16 protein-coding genes are annotated in these 18,104 nt (G+C 62.9%); 9 read left to right on the forward strand and 7 right to left on the reverse strand.

Going from position 1 to position 18,104, the window contains the following annotated elements; genetic code table 11:
• Nucleotides 1–90: 90 nt before the first annotated feature.
• Nucleotides 91–990: a hypothetical protein gene (locus tag APH27_RS16045; RefSeq protein ID WP_060485331.1), complete on the reverse strand. Its 900-nt coding sequence runs from the start codon at nucleotides 988–990 to the stop codon at nucleotides 91–93.
• A 214-nt stretch (nucleotides 991–1,204) separates the two neighbouring features.
• On the opposite strand from APH27_RS16045, the gene APH27_RS16050 reads away from it, so the two are divergent.
• The 4 genes from APH27_RS16050 to APH27_RS16065 all read left to right on the forward strand — a co-directional run bounded on the left by APH27_RS16050 (nucleotide 1,205) and on the right by APH27_RS16065 (nucleotide 4,982).
• On the forward strand, nucleotides 1,205–2,005 hold the full coding sequence (locus APH27_RS16050) for a nuclear transport factor 2 family protein (RefSeq protein WP_027920252.1): 801 nt from the start codon (nucleotides 1,205–1,207) through the stop codon (nucleotides 2,003–2,005).
• Nucleotides 2,006–2,069: 64 nt separating this feature from the next.
• The gene (locus APH27_RS16055) at nucleotides 2,070–3,476 is read left to right on the forward strand and encodes an FAD-binding oxidoreductase (protein WP_027920253.1); all 1,407 of its coding nucleotides are present in this window, start codon (nucleotides 2,070–2,072) and stop codon (nucleotides 3,474–3,476) included.
• Between the two features lie 32 nt (nucleotides 3,477–3,508).
• Nucleotides 3,509–3,850: a cupin domain-containing protein gene (locus tag APH27_RS16060; protein ID WP_060485332.1), complete on the forward strand. Its 342-nt coding sequence runs from the start codon at nucleotides 3,509–3,511 to the stop codon at nucleotides 3,848–3,850.
• Nucleotides 3,851–3,902: 52 nt separating this feature from the next.
• A complete protein-coding gene (locus APH27_RS16065) occupies nucleotides 3,903–4,982 on the forward strand; it encodes a polyamine ABC transporter substrate-binding protein (protein WP_027920254.1) in 1,080 nt (359 codons plus the stop codon).
• Nucleotides 4,983–5,099: 117 nt separating this feature from the next.
• Here APH27_RS16065 and APH27_RS16070 read toward each other — a convergent pair whose 3' ends face one another.
• Nucleotides 5,100–6,683, reverse strand: coding sequence for a peptide chain release factor 3 (locus tag APH27_RS16070; RefSeq protein WP_027920255.1), 1,584 nt, complete (start codon nucleotides 6,681–6,683; stop codon nucleotides 5,100–5,102).
• A 555-nt stretch (nucleotides 6,684–7,238) separates the two neighbouring features.
• On the opposite strand from APH27_RS16070, the gene APH27_RS16075 reads away from it, so the two are divergent.
• From APH27_RS16075 to APH27_RS16090, 4 genes are read left to right on the forward strand one after another with little or no spacing between them, the layout of a single operon-like run.
• Complete coding sequence (locus tag APH27_RS16075) at nucleotides 7,239–7,952, forward strand: ABC transporter permease (protein WP_060485333.1); 714 nt, start codon at nucleotides 7,239–7,241, stop codon at nucleotides 7,950–7,952.
• Between the two features lie 13 nt (nucleotides 7,953–7,965).
• Entirely contained in the window at nucleotides 7,966–8,880 is a 915-nt protein-coding gene (locus tag APH27_RS16080) for a glycine betaine ABC transporter substrate-binding protein (protein WP_060485334.1), read from the forward strand.
• Nucleotides 8,877–9,530, forward strand: coding sequence for an ABC transporter permease (locus APH27_RS16085; RefSeq protein WP_027920258.1), 654 nt, complete (start codon nucleotides 8,877–8,879; stop codon nucleotides 9,528–9,530). The genes APH27_RS16080 and APH27_RS16085 overlap by 4 nt, the downstream gene beginning before the upstream one ends.
• Nucleotides 9,527–10,684, forward strand: coding sequence for a betaine/proline/choline family ABC transporter ATP-binding protein (locus APH27_RS16090; RefSeq protein ID WP_027920259.1), 1,158 nt, complete (start codon nucleotides 9,527–9,529; stop codon nucleotides 10,682–10,684). Before APH27_RS16085 ends, APH27_RS16090 begins: the two co-directional genes overlap by 4 nt.
• A 121-nt stretch (nucleotides 10,685–10,805) precedes the next feature.
• On the opposite strand, the gene APH27_RS16095 is transcribed toward APH27_RS16090, so the two are convergent.
• From APH27_RS16095 to APH27_RS16105, 3 genes are all read right to left on the reverse strand, one after another.
• Nucleotides 10,806–13,235: a TonB-dependent receptor gene (locus tag APH27_RS16095; protein WP_060485335.1), complete on the reverse strand. Its 2,430-nt coding sequence runs from the start codon at nucleotides 13,233–13,235 to the stop codon at nucleotides 10,806–10,808.
• A gap of 107 nt (nucleotides 13,236–13,342) precedes the next feature.
• Nucleotides 13,343–14,305, reverse strand: a complete 963-nt coding sequence (locus APH27_RS16100) for a FecR family protein (RefSeq protein WP_060485336.1) — start codon at nucleotides 14,303–14,305, stop codon at nucleotides 13,343–13,345.
• Between the two features lie 20 nt (nucleotides 14,306–14,325).
• Nucleotides 14,326–14,811, reverse strand: coding sequence for a sigma-70 family RNA polymerase sigma factor (locus tag APH27_RS16105; RefSeq protein ID WP_060485337.1), 486 nt, complete (start codon nucleotides 14,809–14,811; stop codon nucleotides 14,326–14,328).
• Nucleotides 14,812–15,317: 506 nt separating this feature from the next.
• On the opposite strand from APH27_RS16105, the gene APH27_RS16110 reads away from it, so the two are divergent.
• Complete coding sequence (locus tag APH27_RS16110) at nucleotides 15,318–16,481, forward strand: type III PLP-dependent enzyme (protein ID WP_060485338.1); 1,164 nt, start codon at nucleotides 15,318–15,320, stop codon at nucleotides 16,479–16,481.
• A gap of 157 nt (nucleotides 16,482–16,638) precedes the next feature.
• Here APH27_RS16110 and APH27_RS16115 read toward each other — a convergent pair whose 3' ends face one another.
• Together APH27_RS16115 and APH27_RS16120 are read right to left on the reverse strand one after the other, a co-directional pair.
• Nucleotides 16,639–17,388, reverse strand: a complete 750-nt coding sequence (locus tag APH27_RS16115; RefSeq protein ID WP_027920263.1) for a tetratricopeptide repeat protein — start codon at nucleotides 17,386–17,388, stop codon at nucleotides 16,639–16,641.
• A 3-nt stretch (nucleotides 17,389–17,391) separates the two neighbouring features.
• Nucleotides 17,392–18,072: a Fe2+-dependent dioxygenase gene (locus tag APH27_RS16120; RefSeq protein ID WP_027920264.1), complete on the reverse strand. Its 681-nt coding sequence runs from the start codon at nucleotides 18,070–18,072 to the stop codon at nucleotides 17,392–17,394.
• Between the last annotated feature and the right edge of the window lie 32 nt (nucleotides 18,073–18,104).

Consider the following 18,104-nt stretch of genomic DNA (forward strand, 5'->3'; position numbering starts at 1 on the left):
TCAATGCATGAATATCGCGATCAGGATGATCACAGGAATCGGAACCCCAAGCATCCACAGCAGTATTGAGCGCATGTCAGTTCTCCTTGCTTATCGTTGAACAGTGCGATGAGCGACGTATTCGCCTTCCACCCACTGCACGTGATCACGGCGACGACCGCCATAGAGCGCCGCCAGGCTGGCGAAGAAGGCGCCACACAGCAGCGCGACGAAGGTCCACAGCGCCGTCCAGGCCGCAACCTTGGCAGCGGTATCAGCGGCTTGCTTGGCCTGCAGCTTGAGCTGTTGCACCTGAGCGATGACTTGATCCACCCGAGCTTCGGCTTCCGCCTGGGTCAGGCGGGTACGTTGCGCCACCAGTTGTGCGAGGTAGGTACGGTCTTCAGGCGCAAGGGTACCGTCGCCGGCCAGGCCTTTGGCCAGGATACGGGCGGCTACACCATTGGCAGCGTCATCGCTCACTGGCGCCGGGCCGTCACCACGGAACAGGCTGTCGACGAAATATCCCATCGAATTCTTATCAGCATTGGCAGCGGCTGCGCCGCCTGCGGCGACGGTCATGCCCACCGTTTGTGTGGCCGCACTGGCCCCGGCACCGACCAGGTTACCGGCCGTGCCCAGCACCAGCATGGCCGCCACCAGCGTCGACACGGCCCACGACAGGAAGCCATGGGCCGTATCGCGGAAGTACACCTCATCGCCATGCAGGTTGGCCCACTTCACACGCAACCGGCCGGCGAGGTAGCCACCCAGGCCAGAGGCGATGATCTGGGTCAGAAGCAACCAGATAATCGTCGAGACGCCGAGGGCTTTGGCACTCGCGCCCTCGTTAGCCCAAGGTGAGGTGGCGGCAAAACCCAAGCCCGCGCCTAATACCACCAGGATCACGGACAAGGCAGCAGCTGCAGCCGCACCAGCGAAAATGGCCGCCCAGGAAACACCTGAGCGGCTTTGAGTATCGATTACGGGGTAGTCGGCAGAGGGGATCATGATAGGGTCGCCTATGTGTGTTGTTAGCGAGAATTCCATTCGCGCAGTAAACATTGCAGGCCCTGTGCCAGCCGTTTCAAAAAATTACATTCAGAAAAATCAATAAGTTAGAAATCTCTTCAACTTATCCACCGTGCAAATTGCGCGAGTGGGCGCCTGGCATCAGGTGTTCTGCAATATTGTGAGCTTTAGACAGGCCAGGCATGATCTGCCGATGACTCTCGACGATGGCCCTAACCAGACGCCCATCACTGCCGATACGGTGCTGCGCTACCACCTGTGCTGGAAGCACCGCGACCTCGACGGCGTGATCGCGCTGTACCACCCCGATATCCAGTATCACGACTTCTTCCAGAACCGCGTACTCGGCTACGCCGAGCTGCGCGACTACGTGCGCGCCTGCCTGCCCCATGAAGCTGGCGAAGACATCGTTCATAGCGACCGCATCCGCGTCGACGGTTGCACCGCCTTCATTCAGTACCAGGTCACGGTGCAAGGCGGCGACGGCCTGGTAGCGTTCCAGTCCAGTGAAGCGATCACCGTCAAGGACGGCCTGATCTGGCAAGTCAACGAATACGCCACCCTGGTGCGGCAGAACGGCCGGGGCCAGGCCAGCAGTGGCCCGCGCCCGGCCACCAGCCGCCTGGGCCTGTCGCCACGGCAACTGTCGACCATGGCCCAGGACCTGGAGCATTATTTCCAGCGCCAGCGCCCCTATCTCGACCCGGAGCTGGACCTGCAGCAGGTGGCCGATGCCAGCGGCTACAGCCGTAACCAGATCTCCTACCTGCTCAACCAGGTGCTTGGGCAAAGCTTCTATCGCTACGTCAACCAGGCGCGCCTGCAGCACCTGATGGCCAGCCTCGACGACGCCAGCGTCGAGGCGCCGATCGACGACCTGGCGTTCAACGCCGGTTTCAACTCGCTCTCGGCGTTCTACAAGTGTTTCCGCGAGCACACCGGCCTCACCCCCAAGGCCTATCTGAAGCAAATTTCCCTGCGTGCACGCACGTAAGACAGGCACTGGCCGACACCACTAGCATCGCCCACAGACCTTGACGGATGTGGAGCAAAACCCGATGCAACCCCTGCGCACGCTCAGCCTGTGGATGGACCAGCTCGACGAGCCACTGTGCGCGCGCCCAGCCCTGCGCCAGGACCTGGAAGTCGACGTGTGCATCATCGGCGCCGGCTACACCGGCCTGTGGACCGCCTACTACCTCAAGCGCCAGGCGCCGCAACTGAACATCGCGGTGGTCGAGGCCAACATCGCCGGCTTCGGCGCCTCGGGGCGCAATGGCGGCTGGCTGATGGGCAACCTGCTCGGCGAAGACCGCCTGCTCGCCACCCTGTCGCCGCAGCAGCGCCGCGCCAGCATCGACCTGCTGCACGGCATCCCCGATGAAGTGCACAGCGTGCTGCAACGCGAAGGTATCGACTGCGACTACCGCAAAGGCGGCGTGCTGTATTGCGCCGCACGCTACCCGGAGCAGGAACGCAGCCTGCGTGCCTACCTCGATGACCTGTACCGCCAAGGCATGACCGAAGACGATTACCGCTGGCTGCGCCCAGAGCAGCTGGACGCGCAACTGCGGGTCAGCAATGCCTACGGCGCCATCTACAGCCCGCACACCGCGACCATCCACCCGGCCAAGCTGGCTCGCGGCCTGGCCCGAGCGGTGGAAGCGCTGGGGGTGACGATCTACGAGAACACCCCGGCCATCGACTGGCAACCCGGCGAAGTCCGTTCGCCCCTGGCGCGCATCCGCTGCCAGTGGACGGTACCTGCAGTTGAAGGGTACGCCGCCAGCCTGCCGCCGCTGGGCAAGCACCAGCTGCCGGTGCAGAGCCTGCTGGTGGCCACCGAACCATTACCCGAATCCACCTGGGAGCAGATCGGCCTCACCCAAGGCCAGGCCTTCAGCGAAAGCAGCCGTCAGGTCACCTATGGCCAGCGCACCGCCGACAACCGCCTGGTTTTCGGCGCCCGAGGTGGCTACCGCTTCGGCGGGCGCCTGCGCGAAAACTTCAACCTCGACGAGCACGAAATCGAGCTGCGTCGCTACCTGTTCAGCGAACTGTTCCCGCAGCTCAAGCACGTGCGCATCACGCATTCCTGGGGCGGCAACCTGGGCATGGCGCGGCGCTTCCGCCCGCACATGCTGTGCGACCGCCAGCGTGGCATCGCCCTGGCCGGCGGCTACGGCGGCGAAGGTGTCGGCGCAACCAACCTGGGTGGCCGAACCCTGGCGGCGCTGATCCTCAACCAGCACAACGAACTGACCGCGCAACCTTGGGTACTGGACAACCGCCCGGTTTCAAGCCTGGCCAGCTGGCCGCCCGAGCCGTGCCGCTGGCTCGGCTACAACGCGATCATCAAGAGCTTCGTCCACGAGGACCGGACCCTCGCCAACCCCGCCAGCGCGCCTTGGAGGCGGCGCCTGGCCAGCTCCCTTGCGGACTTCATGGAAGGCTTCATGCACTGACTTCCCTTTCACCGACACAGGATCCACCGGTCATGAGCATCACCCAGTTCAAACACACAGGCACCGCCGTGCTCGACAGCTGCAACCCGGTCGCGGTGCCACTTGGCGAACCCGTGGCAGTCACTTCGGTCACCTGCGTGGAGCGCAGCGATGGCGTCGAAACCGGCATCTGGGAGTGCACCCCCGGGCGCTGGCGGCGGCAGATCGTGCAGCAGGAGTTCTGCCATTTCATCAAGGGCCGCTGCACCTTCACCCCCGACGGTGGCGAGACCCTGGTCATAGAAGCCGGAGACGCACTGATGCTACCGGCCAACAGCACCGGCACCTGGGACATCCAGGAGACCGTGCGCAAGACCTACGTTCTGATCTTCTGATCCGCTGATCGCCTGCCTTCGATAACAACAGACAACGCAAGGTAAACCCGACATGCGCACGCGCCTTCTCGCTCCCCTGATGCTGGCCGCAAGCTTCGCCAGCGCCGCCGAAACGGTGAAGATCTACAACTGGTCCAGCTACGTCGCGCCCGACACGCTGAAGAACTTCCAGCAGGCCAGCGGCATCGTGCCGACCTATGACGTGTACGACAGCAACGAGACCCTCGACGGCAAGCTGATGACCGGCAACTCCGGCTACGACGTGGTGTTCCCGTCCAACCACTTCATGGCCCGGCAGATCCAGGGCAAAGCCCTGAAGCCGCTGGACAAGTCACAGCTGCCCAACTGGCACAACCTCAACCCAGTGCTGATGAAAGCGCTGGAGGTCAACGACCCCGGCAACCAGTACGGCTTCCCGTACCTGTGGGGCAGCACCGGCATCGGCTACAACATCGACAAGGTCAAGGCAGTGCTCGGCGACAATGCGCCGGTGGACTCCTGGGACCTGATCTTCAAGCCCGAATACATGAGCAAGCTCAAGAGCTGCGGCGTGGCGGTGCTGGACAACGGCCCCGAACTGCTGCCGATTGCACTGCACTACCTGGGCCTGCCGCACCACAGCCAAGACCCGAAGGACTACGAAAAGGCCAAGGACTTGTTGATGAAGGTGCGGCCATATATCAGCTACTTCCATTCGTCCAAGTACACAGGAGACCTGGCCAATGGCGATATCTGCGTGGTGGTCGGCTTCTCGGGTGACGTCTTGCAGGCGAAGAACCGTGCCGATGAAGCGAAGAATGGGGTGAAGGTGGGGTATTCGATCCCCAAGGAAGGCGCGCCGATGTGGTTCGACATGGTAGCCATGCCAGCCGATGCGCCGGACGAAAAGGCCGGGTATGCCTACATGAACTACCTGCTGCAGCCGGAGGTGATGGCCAACATCAGCAACCATGTGCAGTACGCCAACGGCAACCTCAAGGCGGACGCACTGGTGGACCCTGCGATGAAGGGCAATACGATGATCTACCCCAGTGACGAGGTGATGGGCAAGTTGTATGCGCTGGAGGCGATGCCGGCCAAGATCGACCGCATTCGTACGCGGATCTGGACCAGTATCAAGGCAGGAAACTGAGTGCCGCCGTAACGCGGTCACTGTGGGAGCGGGTTCACCCGCGAATGCGTCGGTGAATTCAACATCGCATTCGCGGGTAAACCCGCTCCCACAGGGGTCAGATGCAAGCTTTCCGAATCAGTGATGCTCGCGGGTGGCGCGGAACTTGATGTCCGGCCAGCGCTCTTCCATCAGCGCCAGGTTGACCCGGGTCGGCGCCAGGTAGGTCAGGTGACCGCCACCGTCGATGGCAAGGTTTTCCATGGCCTTGTTCTGGAATTCCTCGAGCTTCTTCTTGTCGTCGCAAGCGATCCAGCGGGCCGACCACACGGTGATCGGCTCGTAGGCGCACTCCACCTTGTACTCTTCCTTCAGGCGGCTGGCGACCACGTCGAACTGCAGCACACCGACCGCACCGAGGATGATGTCGTTGCTGCGCTCCGGGAAGAACACCTGGGTCGCGCCTTCTTCGGCCAGCTGCTGCAGGCCCTGACGCAGCTGCTTGGACTTCAGCGGGTCCTTGAGGCGCACGCGGCGGAACAGCTCCGGAGCGAAGTGCGGGATACCGGTGAAGCCCAGCGCCTCGCCTTCGGTGAAGGTGTCGCCGATCTGGATGGTGCCGTGGTTGTGCAGACCGATGATGTCGCCGGCATAGGCCTCTTCCAGCTGCTCGCGCTCGGAGGAGAAGAAGGTCAGCGCATCGCCGATGCGCAGGTCCTTGTTCAGGCGTACGTGGCGCATCTTCATGCCCTTCTCGTACTTGCCCGAGCAGATACGCATGAAGGCGATGCGGTCACGGTGTTTAGGGTCCATGTTCGCCTGGATCTTGAACACGAAACCGCTGAACTTCTCTTCCACAGGCTCGACGGTCCGCTCGTGGGCCACGCGGCTCAGCGGGCGAGGTGCCCAGTCGACGACAGCATCGAGCACGTGATCGACACCAAAATTGCCCAGCGCGGTACCGAAGAACACTGGGGTCAGCTGGCCATTGATGAACTCGTCCTGATCGAACTCGTGGCAAGCGCCCTGCACCAGCTCCAGCTGCTCGACGAACGAGTCGTACTGGTCGCCGAGGTGCGCGCGGGCCTCATCGGAGTCCAGCTTCTGGATGATCTTGGCTTCGGTGCGCTCGTGGCCGTGGCCCGGGGTGTAGACGATGATGTAGTCGCCGGTCAGGTGATACACACCCTTGAAGTCGCGGTAGCAACCGATTGGCCAAGTGATCGGCGCGGCCTTGATCTTCAGCACCGCTTCGATCTCGTCGAGCAGTTCGATAGGGTCGCGGATGTCACGGTCGAGTTTGTTGATGAAGCTGACGATCGGCGTGTCGCGCAGGCGGCACACGTCCATCAGGGCGATGGTCCGTGGCTCTACACCTTTACCGCCGTCGAGCACCATCAGCGCCGAGTCCACCGCGGTCAGGGTGCGGTAGGTGTCTTCCGAGAAGTCTTCGTGGCCGGGGGTGTCGAGCAGGTTGATCATGTGCTCGCGGTACGGGAACTGCATCACCGAGGTGGTGATGGAGATGCCGCGCTGCTTCTCCATTTCCATCCAGTCGGAGGTGGCGTGGCGGTCGGACTTGCGCGACTTCACGGTACCGGCGACGGCAATGGCCTTGCCCATCAGCAGGAGCTTCTCGGTGATGGTGGTCTTACCGGCGTCGGGGTGGGAAATGATTGCGAAAGTGCGGCGCTTCGCGACTTCGGCGGCCTGGTTGGTCATGGGAAATCGCCTGACTGGGGGATTCAAAAAGGGGCGATATCATACCTGAAGTTGGGCCTGGACCAAAACTGGAGGAATGAGTGGTGCCTGTGGCGGCCTCTTCGCGGGTACACCCGCTCCCACACGATGGACTGCCTCTCCAGCCTTGTGCAGTAACCGTGGGAGCGGGTTTACCCGCGAAGAGGCCAGCACAGGCAAACATTTTCGGCAGACAATCGCTTTATCACGACAAAAGGCCACAGGGCAGTTATTTCAACGCCTGCAGCGCATTTACCCGCTGTTTTTTGTCGCCATGTTTCAACTCAGCCAGTGATTAACACTGGCCAAATGCCGCATCAGATGGGAACCTTTACGCCCACGGAGACGTCCACTCCCCTGCAACCCGCTTCGGTTGGGGACTGGTTTCATCAGCATTTTCGGGCCCGACGGGGTTCGGCTCATGGCCTGAACGCAGCCTTCAGCTGCCTCACGCCGCTACTCGCGAACACACCACCCGCCGCCAGGATTGGCCGGCTACCAAGAAGTGTGCTCGCCGACAACACAAGGAGTCCGCCTGTGGCTACACGCTACGGAAAAGGGCTGTTGGGATGCGCCACCGTGCTCGTCATCCTGGCCCTGCTGATCCACTGGATCGGCATCGACACGATCGCGCGTTATCGCGACGATCTTGGGTTCTACCTGCAAGCGCACCTGGTGCTGGTGCTGGCTTCGATGGCGGCGGCGCTGGCCGTGGGCATCCCCGCCGGCATTGCCTTGAGTCGACCGCACCGGGTCGACAAAGCCGAGCGCTTCATGCAGTTCTTCAACGTTGGCAACACCATTCCCCCCCTGGCCGTTCTGGCCATCGCCCTGAGTATCCTGGGCATCGGCGCCGGGCCTGCGATCTTCGCGCTGTTCCTCGCCTCCCTCCTGCCCATCGTGCGCAACACCTACGAGGGCCTGAAAAACGTCCCCGCCTCGCTCAAGGAAGCCGCCACCGGCATCGGCATGACCCCGCGCCAGCAACTCTGGCAGGTGGAGTTGCCCAACGCCGTGCCGATCATCGTCGGCGGTGTGCGCGTGGCCCTGGCGCTTAACGTCGGCACCGCACCGCTGGCCTTCCTGATCGGCGCCAACAGCCTGGGCAGCCTGATCTTCCCCGGCATCGCCCTGAACAACCAGCCACAGCTGCTGCTCGGTGCCGCCTGCACCGCCCTGCTGGCGCTGGTACTCGACGCGGCGGTGAGTTTCTCCAGCAAGCGCTGGCTGGAACGCGGCCTGGCTGGATAACGAGAGGGAACGTATGAACAAGAGATTTGCCTTGCTGCTGGGCGCGGCCCTGCTGTTCGCAGGATTTGCCCAGGCAGCGGAAAAACCGCTGATCCGCATCGGCGCGCGGGTGTTCACCGAACAGACCGTGCTCGCCGAAATCACCGCGCAATACCTGCGTGCCAATGGCTTCGACGTGCGCGTCACCAGCGGCCTTGGCAGCAGCATCGCGCGCCAGGCCCAGGAAACCGGGCAGCTCGACCTGATGTGGGAATACACCGGCGTGTCGTTGGTGTCGTACAACCATATCGACGAACGCATGCCCAGTGCCGAAGCTACCTACGCCAAGGTCAAGGAGCTGGACGCGAAGAAGGGCCTGATCTGGCTGACCCCGTCGAAATTCAGCAACACCTACGCGCTTGGCCTGCCCAAGCAGGTCGCCGAAGCTTATCCACAGATCAATACGATCAGCGACCTCAACCAGGTGCTGCGTGACGAAAGCCAGCGCAACCACCTGGTGGCACTGGACACCGAGTTCGCCAACCGCCCGGATGGCCTGGTCGGCCTGAAGGAGATGTACGACCTGCAAGTGGGGCGCGCCAACATCCGCCAGATGGACGCCGGACTGGTCTACACCGCCATGCACAACAACCAGGTGTTCGCGGGCCTTGTGTACACCACTGACGGCCGCCTGAGCGCGTTCAACCTCAAGCTGCTGGAAGACGACAAGCACTACTTCCCCGACTACACCGCCGCCCCGGTGGTGCGCAAGCAGGTGCTCGACGCCCACCCGAAACTGGTCGGCCTGCTCAAGCCACTGGCCGAGCAGCTCGATGACGAAACCATGCGCCAGCTCAATGCCAAGGTCGACGTCGAACACCAGAACCCGACCACGGTGGCCGCCGCCTTCCTGCGTGAGCACCCAATGCCTAGCGAGGTACAGCCATGAGCCTGCTCGACACATTCGCCCACCTCGACTGGGCCCAGGTGCTGCAGCTGACCTGGCAGCACATCATGCTGGTCGGCGTGGCCGTGAGCCTGGCGATCATCGTCGGCGTGCCGCTGGGCATCCTGATGACCCGCTTCCCGGCCGTCGCAGGCCCATTGCAGGCCAGCGCCACGGTACTGCTGACCATCCCTTCCATCGCCCTGTTCGGCCTGCTGCTGCCGTTCTACTCCAAGTTCGGCCAGGGCCTCGGCCCGCTGCCGGCCATCACCGCCGTGTTCCTTTATTCACTGCTGCCGATCCTGCGCAACACCTACCTGGCCCTGACCAACGTCGAGCCCGGCATCCGTGAAGCGGCGCGCGGCATCGGCATGACGTTCGGCCAGCGCCTGCGCATGGTCGAGCTGCCCATTGCAGTGCCGGTGATCCTTGCCGGCGTGCGTACCGCCGTGGTGATGAACATCGGCGTCATGACCATTGCCGCCACCATCGGCGCTGGCGGCCTGGGCGTGCTCATCCTCACCTCCATCAGCCGCAGCGACATGTCGATGCTGCTGGTCGGCGCCGTACTGGTCAGCCTGCTGGCGATCATCGCCGACCTGCTCCTGCAAACCCTGCAACGTGCCCTGACTCCAGAAGGACTGCGCTCATGATCGAATTGAAGAACCTCAGCAAAACCTTCAACGTCAACGGCAAGGACGTCAAAGCCGTCGACTCGGTAAGCCTCACCGTCAATGAAGGTGAAATCTGCGTGTTTCTCGGCCCATCGGGCTGCGGCAAGAGCACCACGCTGAAGATGATCAACCGCCTGATCACGCCTACCTCCGGCCAGGTGTTCATCAATGGCGAAGACACCAGCGCGCTGGACGAAGTGACCCTGCGCCGGCACATCGGCTACGTGATCCAGCAGATCGGCCTGTTCCCCAACATGACCATCGAAGAGAACATCACCGTGGTCCCGCGCCTGCTCGGCTGGGACAAGCAGAAGTGCCACGAGCGCGCCCGTGAGCTGATGCACATGATCAAGCTCGAACCCAAGCAGTACCTGCAGCGCTACCCGCGCGAACTGTCCGGTGGCCAGCAACAACGCATCGGGGTGATCCGCGCGCTGGCGGCGGAAGCACCGGTGCTGCTGATGGACGAGCCGTTCGGCGCGGTCGACCCGATCAACCGCGAGATGATCCAGAACGAGTTCTTCGAGATGCAGCGGGCGCTGAACAAGACCGTGATCATGGTCAGCCACGACATCGACGAGGCGATCAAGCTGGGCGACAAGATCGCCATCTTCCGCGCTGGCAAGCTGCTGCAGCTGGACCACCCGGATACCTTGCTGGCGCACCCGGTGGATGACTTCGTGAGCAACTTCGTCGGCCAGGACAGCACGCTCAAGCGCCTGCTGCTGGTGCGCGCCGAGGATGCGGCGGACAACGCGCCGTCGGTGAGCCCCGAGACGCCGGTGAGCGATGCACTGGAGCTGCTCGATGAGCACGACCGCCGCTATGTGGTGGTGACCGACGGGCAGAACAAGGCGCTGGGTTATGTGCGCCGGCGCGACATGCACCGCCAGCAAGGCACCTGCGGCGACTTCCTGCGGCCGTTCAATGCCACGGCGTCGCATGATGAGCATCTGCGCATCCTGCTGTCGCGGATGTACGAGTTCAACCGGGCGTGGTTGCCGGTGCTGGATGCCGAGCAGGTGTTCCTGGGCGAGGTCACCCAGGAGTCGATTGCGGCCTACCTGAGCTCGGGGCGTTCGCGCGGGGCCAAGACCAGCATTGTTTCGCCGGCTGAGGCGGTGGCCTCCTAGAAAGCTGGGGGCGCTTTGCGCCCCTTTCGCGACACAAGGCCGCTCCTACAAAGAAACGCGATCCCCTGTAGGAGCGGCCTTGCGTCGCGATGGGCCGCAAAGCGGCCGCAACAATCTCCAGTCAGAACCCTACGCTGGCCTGTACATAGAAGGTCCGCGGCTCACCCACATAGAGGCCGGCATTGTTATCGCTGGAGCGCGTGAAGTACTGCTTGTCGAACAGGTTCTTCACCCCCGCCGCCAGCTTCAGGTTGGACATGTCCGCCCCAAACGCATACCCGCCACGGGCATGCCAGGTCACGTAGCCCGGAATGTCGCCATACTGCCCATCAGCACTCGGCTCGGTGATGTAATCGCCGTTGAAACTGCCATCGGCATTGATCCCGGTCCCTGGCGCACGCTGCTTGGACTGGGCGTAAGCATCCAGATTCCAGGTCCAGCGGTTGATCGCATAGCGCACCCCGGCGGTGGCCACCTGGCGCGAATAGAACGGCAGGTCACGGCCCTTGAAACCCGGGATATCCCCTTCATACGTCGCGCGGGTGTAGGTATAGCCACCGCTCACCGACAGCCCCTCCAGGCGCGGGTCCAGCCCGGCCAGGTCATAACGCACGGAGGCCTCGATACCTTGGTGCTGGGTCGCACCGAGGTTGGTCCAGCCCACATCGTTGCTGATGTACTGCAACTCGTCATCGAAGTCGATGTAGAACGCCGTCAGTTCACCTGCGAAACCGCCGTTGTCATAGCGCGTACCCAGCTCGTAGGTCTTGGCCTTCTCCGGCTCAAGGCCGTTGGCCGTGCTGTTGCCGGTGCCGCCCTGGCCCAGCTGGAAGTACTGCAGGCTGCCGAACGAGGTCTCATAGTTGGCGAACACTTTCCAGGCATCGGAGATGTGGTACATCACGCTCAGCGCCGGCAGCGGCTCGTTGCTGGTGATGCTGCGGTTCTTTTCCGGTACCGGCTGGCCATTGGTGCCAAGCACCGGGCGGTCGCGCCAGTCGGTATTGATGTGCTCGAAGCGAATGCCCGGGGTGATGGTCCAGTTGCCGACATCGATCTTGTCGTCGAGGTAGTAGGCGCTGGCTTCGGTGCCGCCGCTGCGGTCCTGGAACACGTGGCCGTCGGAAGTCGGCGTGGGCGTCGGTACGTTGTCGATCAGCGCCAGGCGGGTCGACTGCTCGCGCATGGCTTCTTTCAGGTAGCGATAACCGACGCTGACTTCCTGGGTGGTGGGGCCGGCGAAGAAGATCCGCGACACCCGTGGCTCGATGGCGAAGGTGTGGTAGTTGCGCGGGTAAGTCGACAGGGTCTTCATGTCACGGGCGGCGATGGCGCTGCCACGGAAGCTGTCGGTGTAATAGGTCAGCACTTCGAACTGGGTGGCATCGTCGAGCTGGCGCTGCCACTTGAAAGACACGTCCTTGCGCCGGCCGGCGAAGTAGTCGTAGTCGCGCACCGACTGGTACGGGTTGCTGTCGTACTGGGCCTGGGTCAGGCCGCCGGGCATGTCGGCACGGCCATCGTAGTAATGGAAATTGAGCCAGAACTCATCAACGTCGGTCGGCGACCAGTGAGTCTTGAGGATGACGTCGTCGATGTCGTTGCCGTTGTTGCTTTCCCGGTAGCCATTGCCATTCACGCCGGTGTACAGCAAGGCCACGCCCATGCCGTTGTCGGCAGTACCGCCGACGAAGGCAGACTCGGTGTGTTTCCAGCCGCCGTGCTGGGAGGTTTCCAGCGTGGTGGACAGTTCAGCCGAAGCTTTTTCGGGGATCGCGCGGGTGACGAAGTTGATCACCCCGCCGACGTTCTGCGGGCCATAGCGCACCGAGCCGGCACCGCGCACCACGTCGATGCTGTCGAGGTTACCCGAGGAAATCGGTGCCATCGACAGCTGCGGCTGGCCATAGGGCGCAAAGGCCGCCGGAATGCCGTCGATCAGCACGGTCGAGCGCGGCGACAGGCGCGAGGTCAGGCCACGCACGCCAACGTTCAGCGACAGGTCACTGCCACCGGTACCGTTGCTGTCCTGCACCTGCACGCCAGGGATACCGCGCAGCACGTCGCGCACGTTCATCGCCCCCTTCTCCACCATCGCTTCGCGGCGCACCACGGTGCGCGCGCCAGGGTGGTTCTGCACCACGGCCTGGTCGGCATCGCCAAGCCAGTCACCGACCACCTTCACGTCGGTGGGCGCCAGCTCCAGGCTGCCGGGGGTGAGCGTGCCGGCCGGCTGGGCCGGCTTCACCACCACCGTGTCTTCGGACTTCTCATAGGTCAGCCCGCTGCCCTGCAGCAATTGCTGCAGGGCCTGCTCGGGGGCCAAGTTGCCGGACACGGCCGGGGCCTGCTTGCCGGCTACCTGTTCAGGGCTGAAGAACAGTTGCAGATTGGTCTGCTGGCCCAGTTGGCTCAGCGCCGAGGCCAGTGGTTGCGCCTGGATCTGGATCGCACGGCCGGCCTGCTCGGCCTGGGCGTTGACGGCTGCGGTGCTGACCGCCAGGGCCAGCGCCAGGGCGCTCAGGCGTGGAAAGGGTTTGTTGTTGTTCACGTCGTCGAAACATCCTGAAGAAGGAGTAAACGCCAACTGCATGCAAATCGAAATGCTTGGCAGTTGCAGCTGGCGGGGAAGACGAACGAGCGGAAAAAAACCTGAATCTATTTCGCGATTATTTCGCGGGAGCCGTCTTCGTGGGCTTTGATCGCCACCGGCAGGATGCTCGGCAAGGCGCGCAGCAGAGCGTCTGTGTCGTCGATGCTGAAGGTGCTGGACAGGCGCATCTGGGCAACCTTGCCAGGTGCCACGCGCAGTGGCTGGGCGCGGTAGCGCGACACTTCGGCCACTACGTCGGCAAGGCTGGCGTTGTCGAACACCAGCTTGCCCTGGCGCCAGGCAGTCAGTGTGGCGGCGTCGACCGCATAAGGTGCGGCAACCTGGCCGTGTGCATCAATGTAAGCGCCCTGGCCTGCGCCCAGCTGTGCCAATGAAGCATTGCTGCCCTGAACGCGCACCGATCCCTGCTCGACCGCCACCCGGGTAGCGGCCGGGTCCAGGCGCACATCGAAGCGGGTGCCGGTCACGGTCACGTTGCCTTGGGCGGTCTGGACCACGAACGGGCGGCTGCTGTCGTGGGCGACGATGAACATCGCCTCACCTGCGTTCAACTGAATGTGTCGGTGGCCTGGGCTGAAATCGACTTGCAGCTGGGTGGCCCCATTGAGCTCAAGGTGCGAACCATCTGGCAGCTCGACCTGGCGACGCTCGCCGAGGGCAGTCTGCAGGCTGCCCTGGTGATTGAGTTGCTGGTAGTGCCAGCCCGTCCAGCCCAGCCCCAGCGCCACCAGCGCCACACAAGCCGCCAGCGCCTGGCGCAGCAGGCGCCGCCGCGGCAACTGGCGCACCGGGTCCGGCTCGCACAGCGCTTCGAGGCGCTGGCGCGGGATCAACTCTGCCGCACTCCACACCGTGGCCAGGGCATCGTACTCGGCACGATGGCTGGGGTCGGCGGCAAGCCACAGACGTAACTGCTTTTGCAGCGCGGCATCGCGCGGCGCGTCCTGCAGGCGGACGAACCATGCGGCCGCCTGCTCGCGGACGGTCTCGGAACCGTGCTGTTTCATGGAAAAGGTCTCCTGACTCATCATGCCGACACATCCAGGTGCTCACGCAGATGCCGGAGCGTGCGAATCATATACTTTTCGACCATGTTCTTGGTCAAACCCATGCGCTCGGCGATCTCGGCCTGGCTCAGCCCTTCGAGCTTCTGCCAGATGAACACCCGGCGGCAGTTCAGCGGCAACTCGGCCAGCGCCCGCTCGACGCTGTCGGCCAGCTCCAGGGCATGCACGTAGGCTTCCGGATCGTCGCTGGCGGCCACGCCTTCGTCGAAGGCTTGCAGCGCCAGCGCCTGGCGCCGGTCCTCGCGGCGGAAACCGTCCACGGCGATGTTACGGGCGGTCTGGTGAAGGTAGGCGCGTGGCTGCTCGACCTGCTCGCGCGGGTTTTCCAGCACCCTTACAAAGGCATCGTGGGTGAGGTCCTCGGCCTGCTGACGACTGCGCAACTTGCGCGTCCAGGTGCCGATCAGCTCATGGTAGTGGTCGAGGAAGCCTTTGTGTCCGGACACGTTCGGGGTCGTCAGGGAGGCGGATGAGGGTGCGAATAGTAATGTTTCTCATCAAAACCAGCAAATCCGCCAGTCGGTAACAAAAAATTTATTGTCATTTTCATGTACGCCAGTGCCAAGGAAATGTGGCCATAAATATGAACACCACAGCCCCTTTCGCGGCCAAGCCCGCTTCCACAGCGATCGTGCGATGCCTGTAAAAAGGGGCTCGCCTGCCAAGCGGTCAAAACGCTCCATTCCACAATTTTTTACGCTTGAAACACTGCGGGGAACATCAGGTGGTCACGTGAGTCGGTTATTCAACGGGTAGGGTGCCGATCCACGACGATCGCACCCGGATTGCCTGTTGATTCTGCATTCTTCACGCCCTAAAGTGCGCGCCGAACGTCCATGCTGGAAACGATCCATCCGGCTCAAGTACTGAGTAGGCGAACCAAAGTGGGGATACGGAGGACGTTCAGTTTGCAGCCACTTAATCTTTCAGTTTGCCCATGGAGTCCCTGAGCATGTCGATCCAGCTCGAAGACTATTTCGCGCGTGACACCTTCCAGAAAATGAAGGCGTTCGCCGACAAGCAGGAAACCCCGTTCGTACTTATCGACACCCAGATGATCAGCCAGGCCTATGACGACCTGCGCGCTGGTTTCGAGTTCGCCAAGGTGTACTACGCGGTCAAGGCCAACCCGGCCGTCGAGATCATCGACCTGCTCAAAGAGAAAGGTTCGAGCTTCGACATCGCCTCGATCTACGAACTGGACAAGGTCCTGGGTCGTGGTGTCAGCGCCGACCGCATCAGCTACGGCAACACCATCAAGAAGTCCAAGGACATCCGCTACTTCTACGAGAAGGGCGTGCGCCTGTATGCCACCGACTCGGAAGCCGACCTGCGCAACATCGCCAAGGCCGCGCCGGGCTCGAAGGTCTACGTGCGTATCCTCACCGAAGGCTCGACCACTGCCGACTGGCCCCTGTCGCGCAAGTTCGGTTGCCAGACCGACATGGCCATGGACCTGCTGATCCTTGCCCGTGACCTGGGCCTGGTGCCTTACGGCATCTCCTTCCACGTTGGCTCCCAGCAGCGCGACATCAGCGTATGGGACGCGGCCATCGCCAAGGTCAAGGTGATCTTCGAGCGCCTGAAAGAAGAAGACGGCATCGAACTGAAGCTGATCAACATGGGTGGTGGCTTCCCGGCCAACTACATCACCCGCACCAACAGCCTCGAGACCTACGCCGAAGAGATCATCCGCTTCCTCAAGGAAGACTTCGGTGACGACCTGCCGGAAATCATCCTCGAACCAGGCCGTTCGCTGATCGCCAACGCCGGTATCCTGGTCAGTGAAGTGGTACTGGTCGCGCGCAAGTCGCGCACCGCTGTCGAGCGCTGGATCTACACCGACGTGGGCAAGTTCTCCGGCCTGATCGAAACCATGGACGAAGCCATCAAGTTCCCGATCTGGACCGAGAAGAAAGGCGAAGCCGAAGAAGTGGTCATCGCCGGCCCGACCTGTGACAGCGCCGACATCATGTACGAGAACTACAAGTACGGCCTGCCGCTGAACCTGGCCATCGGTGACCGCCTGTACTGGCTGTCTACCGGCGCCTACACCACCAGCTACAGCGCAGTGGAATTCAACGGCTTCCCGCCGCTGAAGGCTTACTACCTGTAACGCAAAACGGGGCCGAAAGGCCCCGTTTTCGTTTGTGCTTTCCTGTGCCGGCCTCTTCGCGGGTAAACCCGCTCCCACAAGCCCCCCCACAGTTCTCAAGGCCTGTGCAGGACCTGTGGGAGCGGGTTTACCCGCGAAGAGGCCGGCACAGGCGACATCAATCTTCGCGCCGAGCCAGCTCTTCAGCATAGCTTCCGGCAAAGGCCATCAACACCGGCCCGCCCCCCTGCAAGGTCACCAAAGCACTGCGCAGGAAGTTCAGGTTGCCCTCGACCTTGGCTTTCTCCAGCCAGGTCCCGGCCTCCAGCATCTCGCCTCGCTCGGTCAATACCATCGCCAGGCTGAACATCCCGCGAAAATCCCCCGCCTCGGCCGAACGCCTATACCAACGTACCGCCCGCACTGGGCTCGGCGCGGTGGCGATGCCATGCTCCAGGTAACGCCCATACAGGTTCATCGACTTGGCATGGCCCATTTGCGCGGCCTTCTCGTAACAGGTCAGCGCCTGCGCCTGATTGGCCGGCAGCCCGCGCCCGGTGGCCAGCAGGTTGCCCAGGTTGTACAGCCCCCAATCCAGCCCGGCATCAGCTGCCCGAGCATAATGAATGGCCGACTGCGCCAGGTTCACCTCGCCACCCCAGCCATGCTCCAGGCAACGACCGAGCATGTTGTGCGCCATGGCACTGCCGCCCTGTGCGGCAATACCGAACCAGCGCCGGGCAACACCGGCATCCTGCTCGATGCCACGGCCATCGAGCAAAATCTGCCCGAGCAGCAACTGCGCCTCGACCATGCCCTCCCCCGCGGCCGCCAGAATCGCCTGGGCCGCCTTGCCGGGGCTGTGTTCCAGCATTGCCTGCAGGCCGGCAGCATCCACCACTTCTTCACGACGCAGTTGATAAGACATGGCTCAGACCTCGGCCCAGCGGCGCAGCAGGTTATGGTAGGTACCGGTCAGTTGCAGCAACGACGGATGGTCCGGCACGTCGGCAGTGAGTTGCTGGATGGCATTGTCCATTTCGAACAGCAGCGCCCGCTGGCTGTCCTCGCGCACCAGGCTCTGGGTCCAGAAGAACGCGGCGTAACGCACGCCACGGGTCACCGGGTTGACCTTGTGCAGGCTGGTGCCGGGGTACAGCACCAGGTCACCGGCTGCCAGCTTGACCTGTTGCACCCCGTAGGTGTCCTGGATCACCAGCTCGCCGCCGTCGTAGCTATCCGGGTCGCTGAGGAACAGCGTCGAAGACAGGTCGGTGCGCACCCGCTCCGCACTGCCCTTGGGCTGGCGCAGGGCATTGTCGATGTGGAAACCGAAATTGCCGCCCTCGCGGTAGCAGTTGATCAGCGGCGGGAACACCTTGTGCGGCAAAGCCGCCGACATGAACCGCGGGGTTTGCCACAAGCGGTCGATCAACGCGCTGCCAATTTCCTTGGCCAGCGGGTGCCCTTCCGGCAGCTGCAGGTTGTGCTTGGCCTTCGCCGACTGGTAACCGGCAGTGACCTTGCCGTCGGCCCAGTCGGCCTGCTCCAGCGCTTCGCGGATACGGGCCAGCTCATCGGCGTCGAACAACCCTGGAATATGAAGCAGCATGGCGGCGGCACCGTTAAGATCTGTAAAGGCGT

Source organism: Pseudomonas sp. NBRC 111123, from assembly GCF_001320205.1.
GTDB lineage: Bacteria > Pseudomonadota > Gammaproteobacteria > Pseudomonadales > Pseudomonadaceae > Aquipseudomonas > Aquipseudomonas putida_J.

What these genes read in the sequence shown, in the direction of transcription:
- APH27_RS16055 (WP_027920253.1), top strand. Translation starts at nt 2,070, where the DNA reads ATGCAACCCCTGCGCACGCTCAGCCTGTGGATGGACCAGCTCGACGAG.
- APH27_RS16085 (WP_027920258.1), top strand. Translation starts at nt 8,877, where the DNA reads ATGAGCCTGCTCGACACATTCGCCCACCTCGACTGGGCCCAGGTGCTG.
- APH27_RS16060 (WP_060485332.1), top strand. Translation starts at nt 3,509, where the DNA reads ATGAGCATCACCCAGTTCAAACACACAGGCACCGCCGTGCTCGACAGC.
- APH27_RS16065 (WP_027920254.1), top strand. Translation starts at nt 3,903, where the DNA reads ATGCGCACGCGCCTTCTCGCTCCCCTGATGCTGGCCGCAAGCTTCGCC.
- APH27_RS16050 (WP_027920252.1), top strand. Translation starts at nt 1,205, where the DNA reads ATGACTCTCGACGATGGCCCTAACCAGACGCCCATCACTGCCGATACG.
- APH27_RS16080 (WP_060485334.1), top strand. Translation starts at nt 7,966, where the DNA reads ATGAACAAGAGATTTGCCTTGCTGCTGGGCGCGGCCCTGCTGTTCGCA.
- APH27_RS16120 (WP_027920264.1), bottom strand. Translation starts at nt 18,072, where the DNA reads ATGCTGCTTCATATTCCAGGGTTGTTCGACGCCGATGAGCTGGCCCGT.
- APH27_RS16090 (WP_027920259.1), top strand. Translation starts at nt 9,527, where the DNA reads ATGATCGAATTGAAGAACCTCAGCAAAACCTTCAACGTCAACGGCAAG.
- APH27_RS16100 (WP_060485336.1), bottom strand. Translation starts at nt 14,305, where the DNA reads ATGAAACAGCACGGTTCCGAGACCGTCCGCGAGCAGGCGGCCGCATGG.
- APH27_RS16045 (WP_060485331.1), bottom strand. Translation starts at nt 990, where the DNA reads ATGATCCCCTCTGCCGACTACCCCGTAATCGATACTCAAAGCCGCTCA.
- APH27_RS16070 (WP_027920255.1), bottom strand. Translation starts at nt 6,683, where the DNA reads ATGACCAACCAGGCCGCCGAAGTCGCGAAGCGCCGCACTTTCGCAATC.
- APH27_RS16110 (WP_060485338.1), top strand. Translation starts at nt 15,318, where the DNA reads ATGTCGATCCAGCTCGAAGACTATTTCGCGCGTGACACCTTCCAGAAA.
- APH27_RS16115 (WP_027920263.1), bottom strand. Translation starts at nt 17,388, where the DNA reads ATGTCTTATCAACTGCGTCGTGAAGAAGTGGTGGATGCTGCCGGCCTG.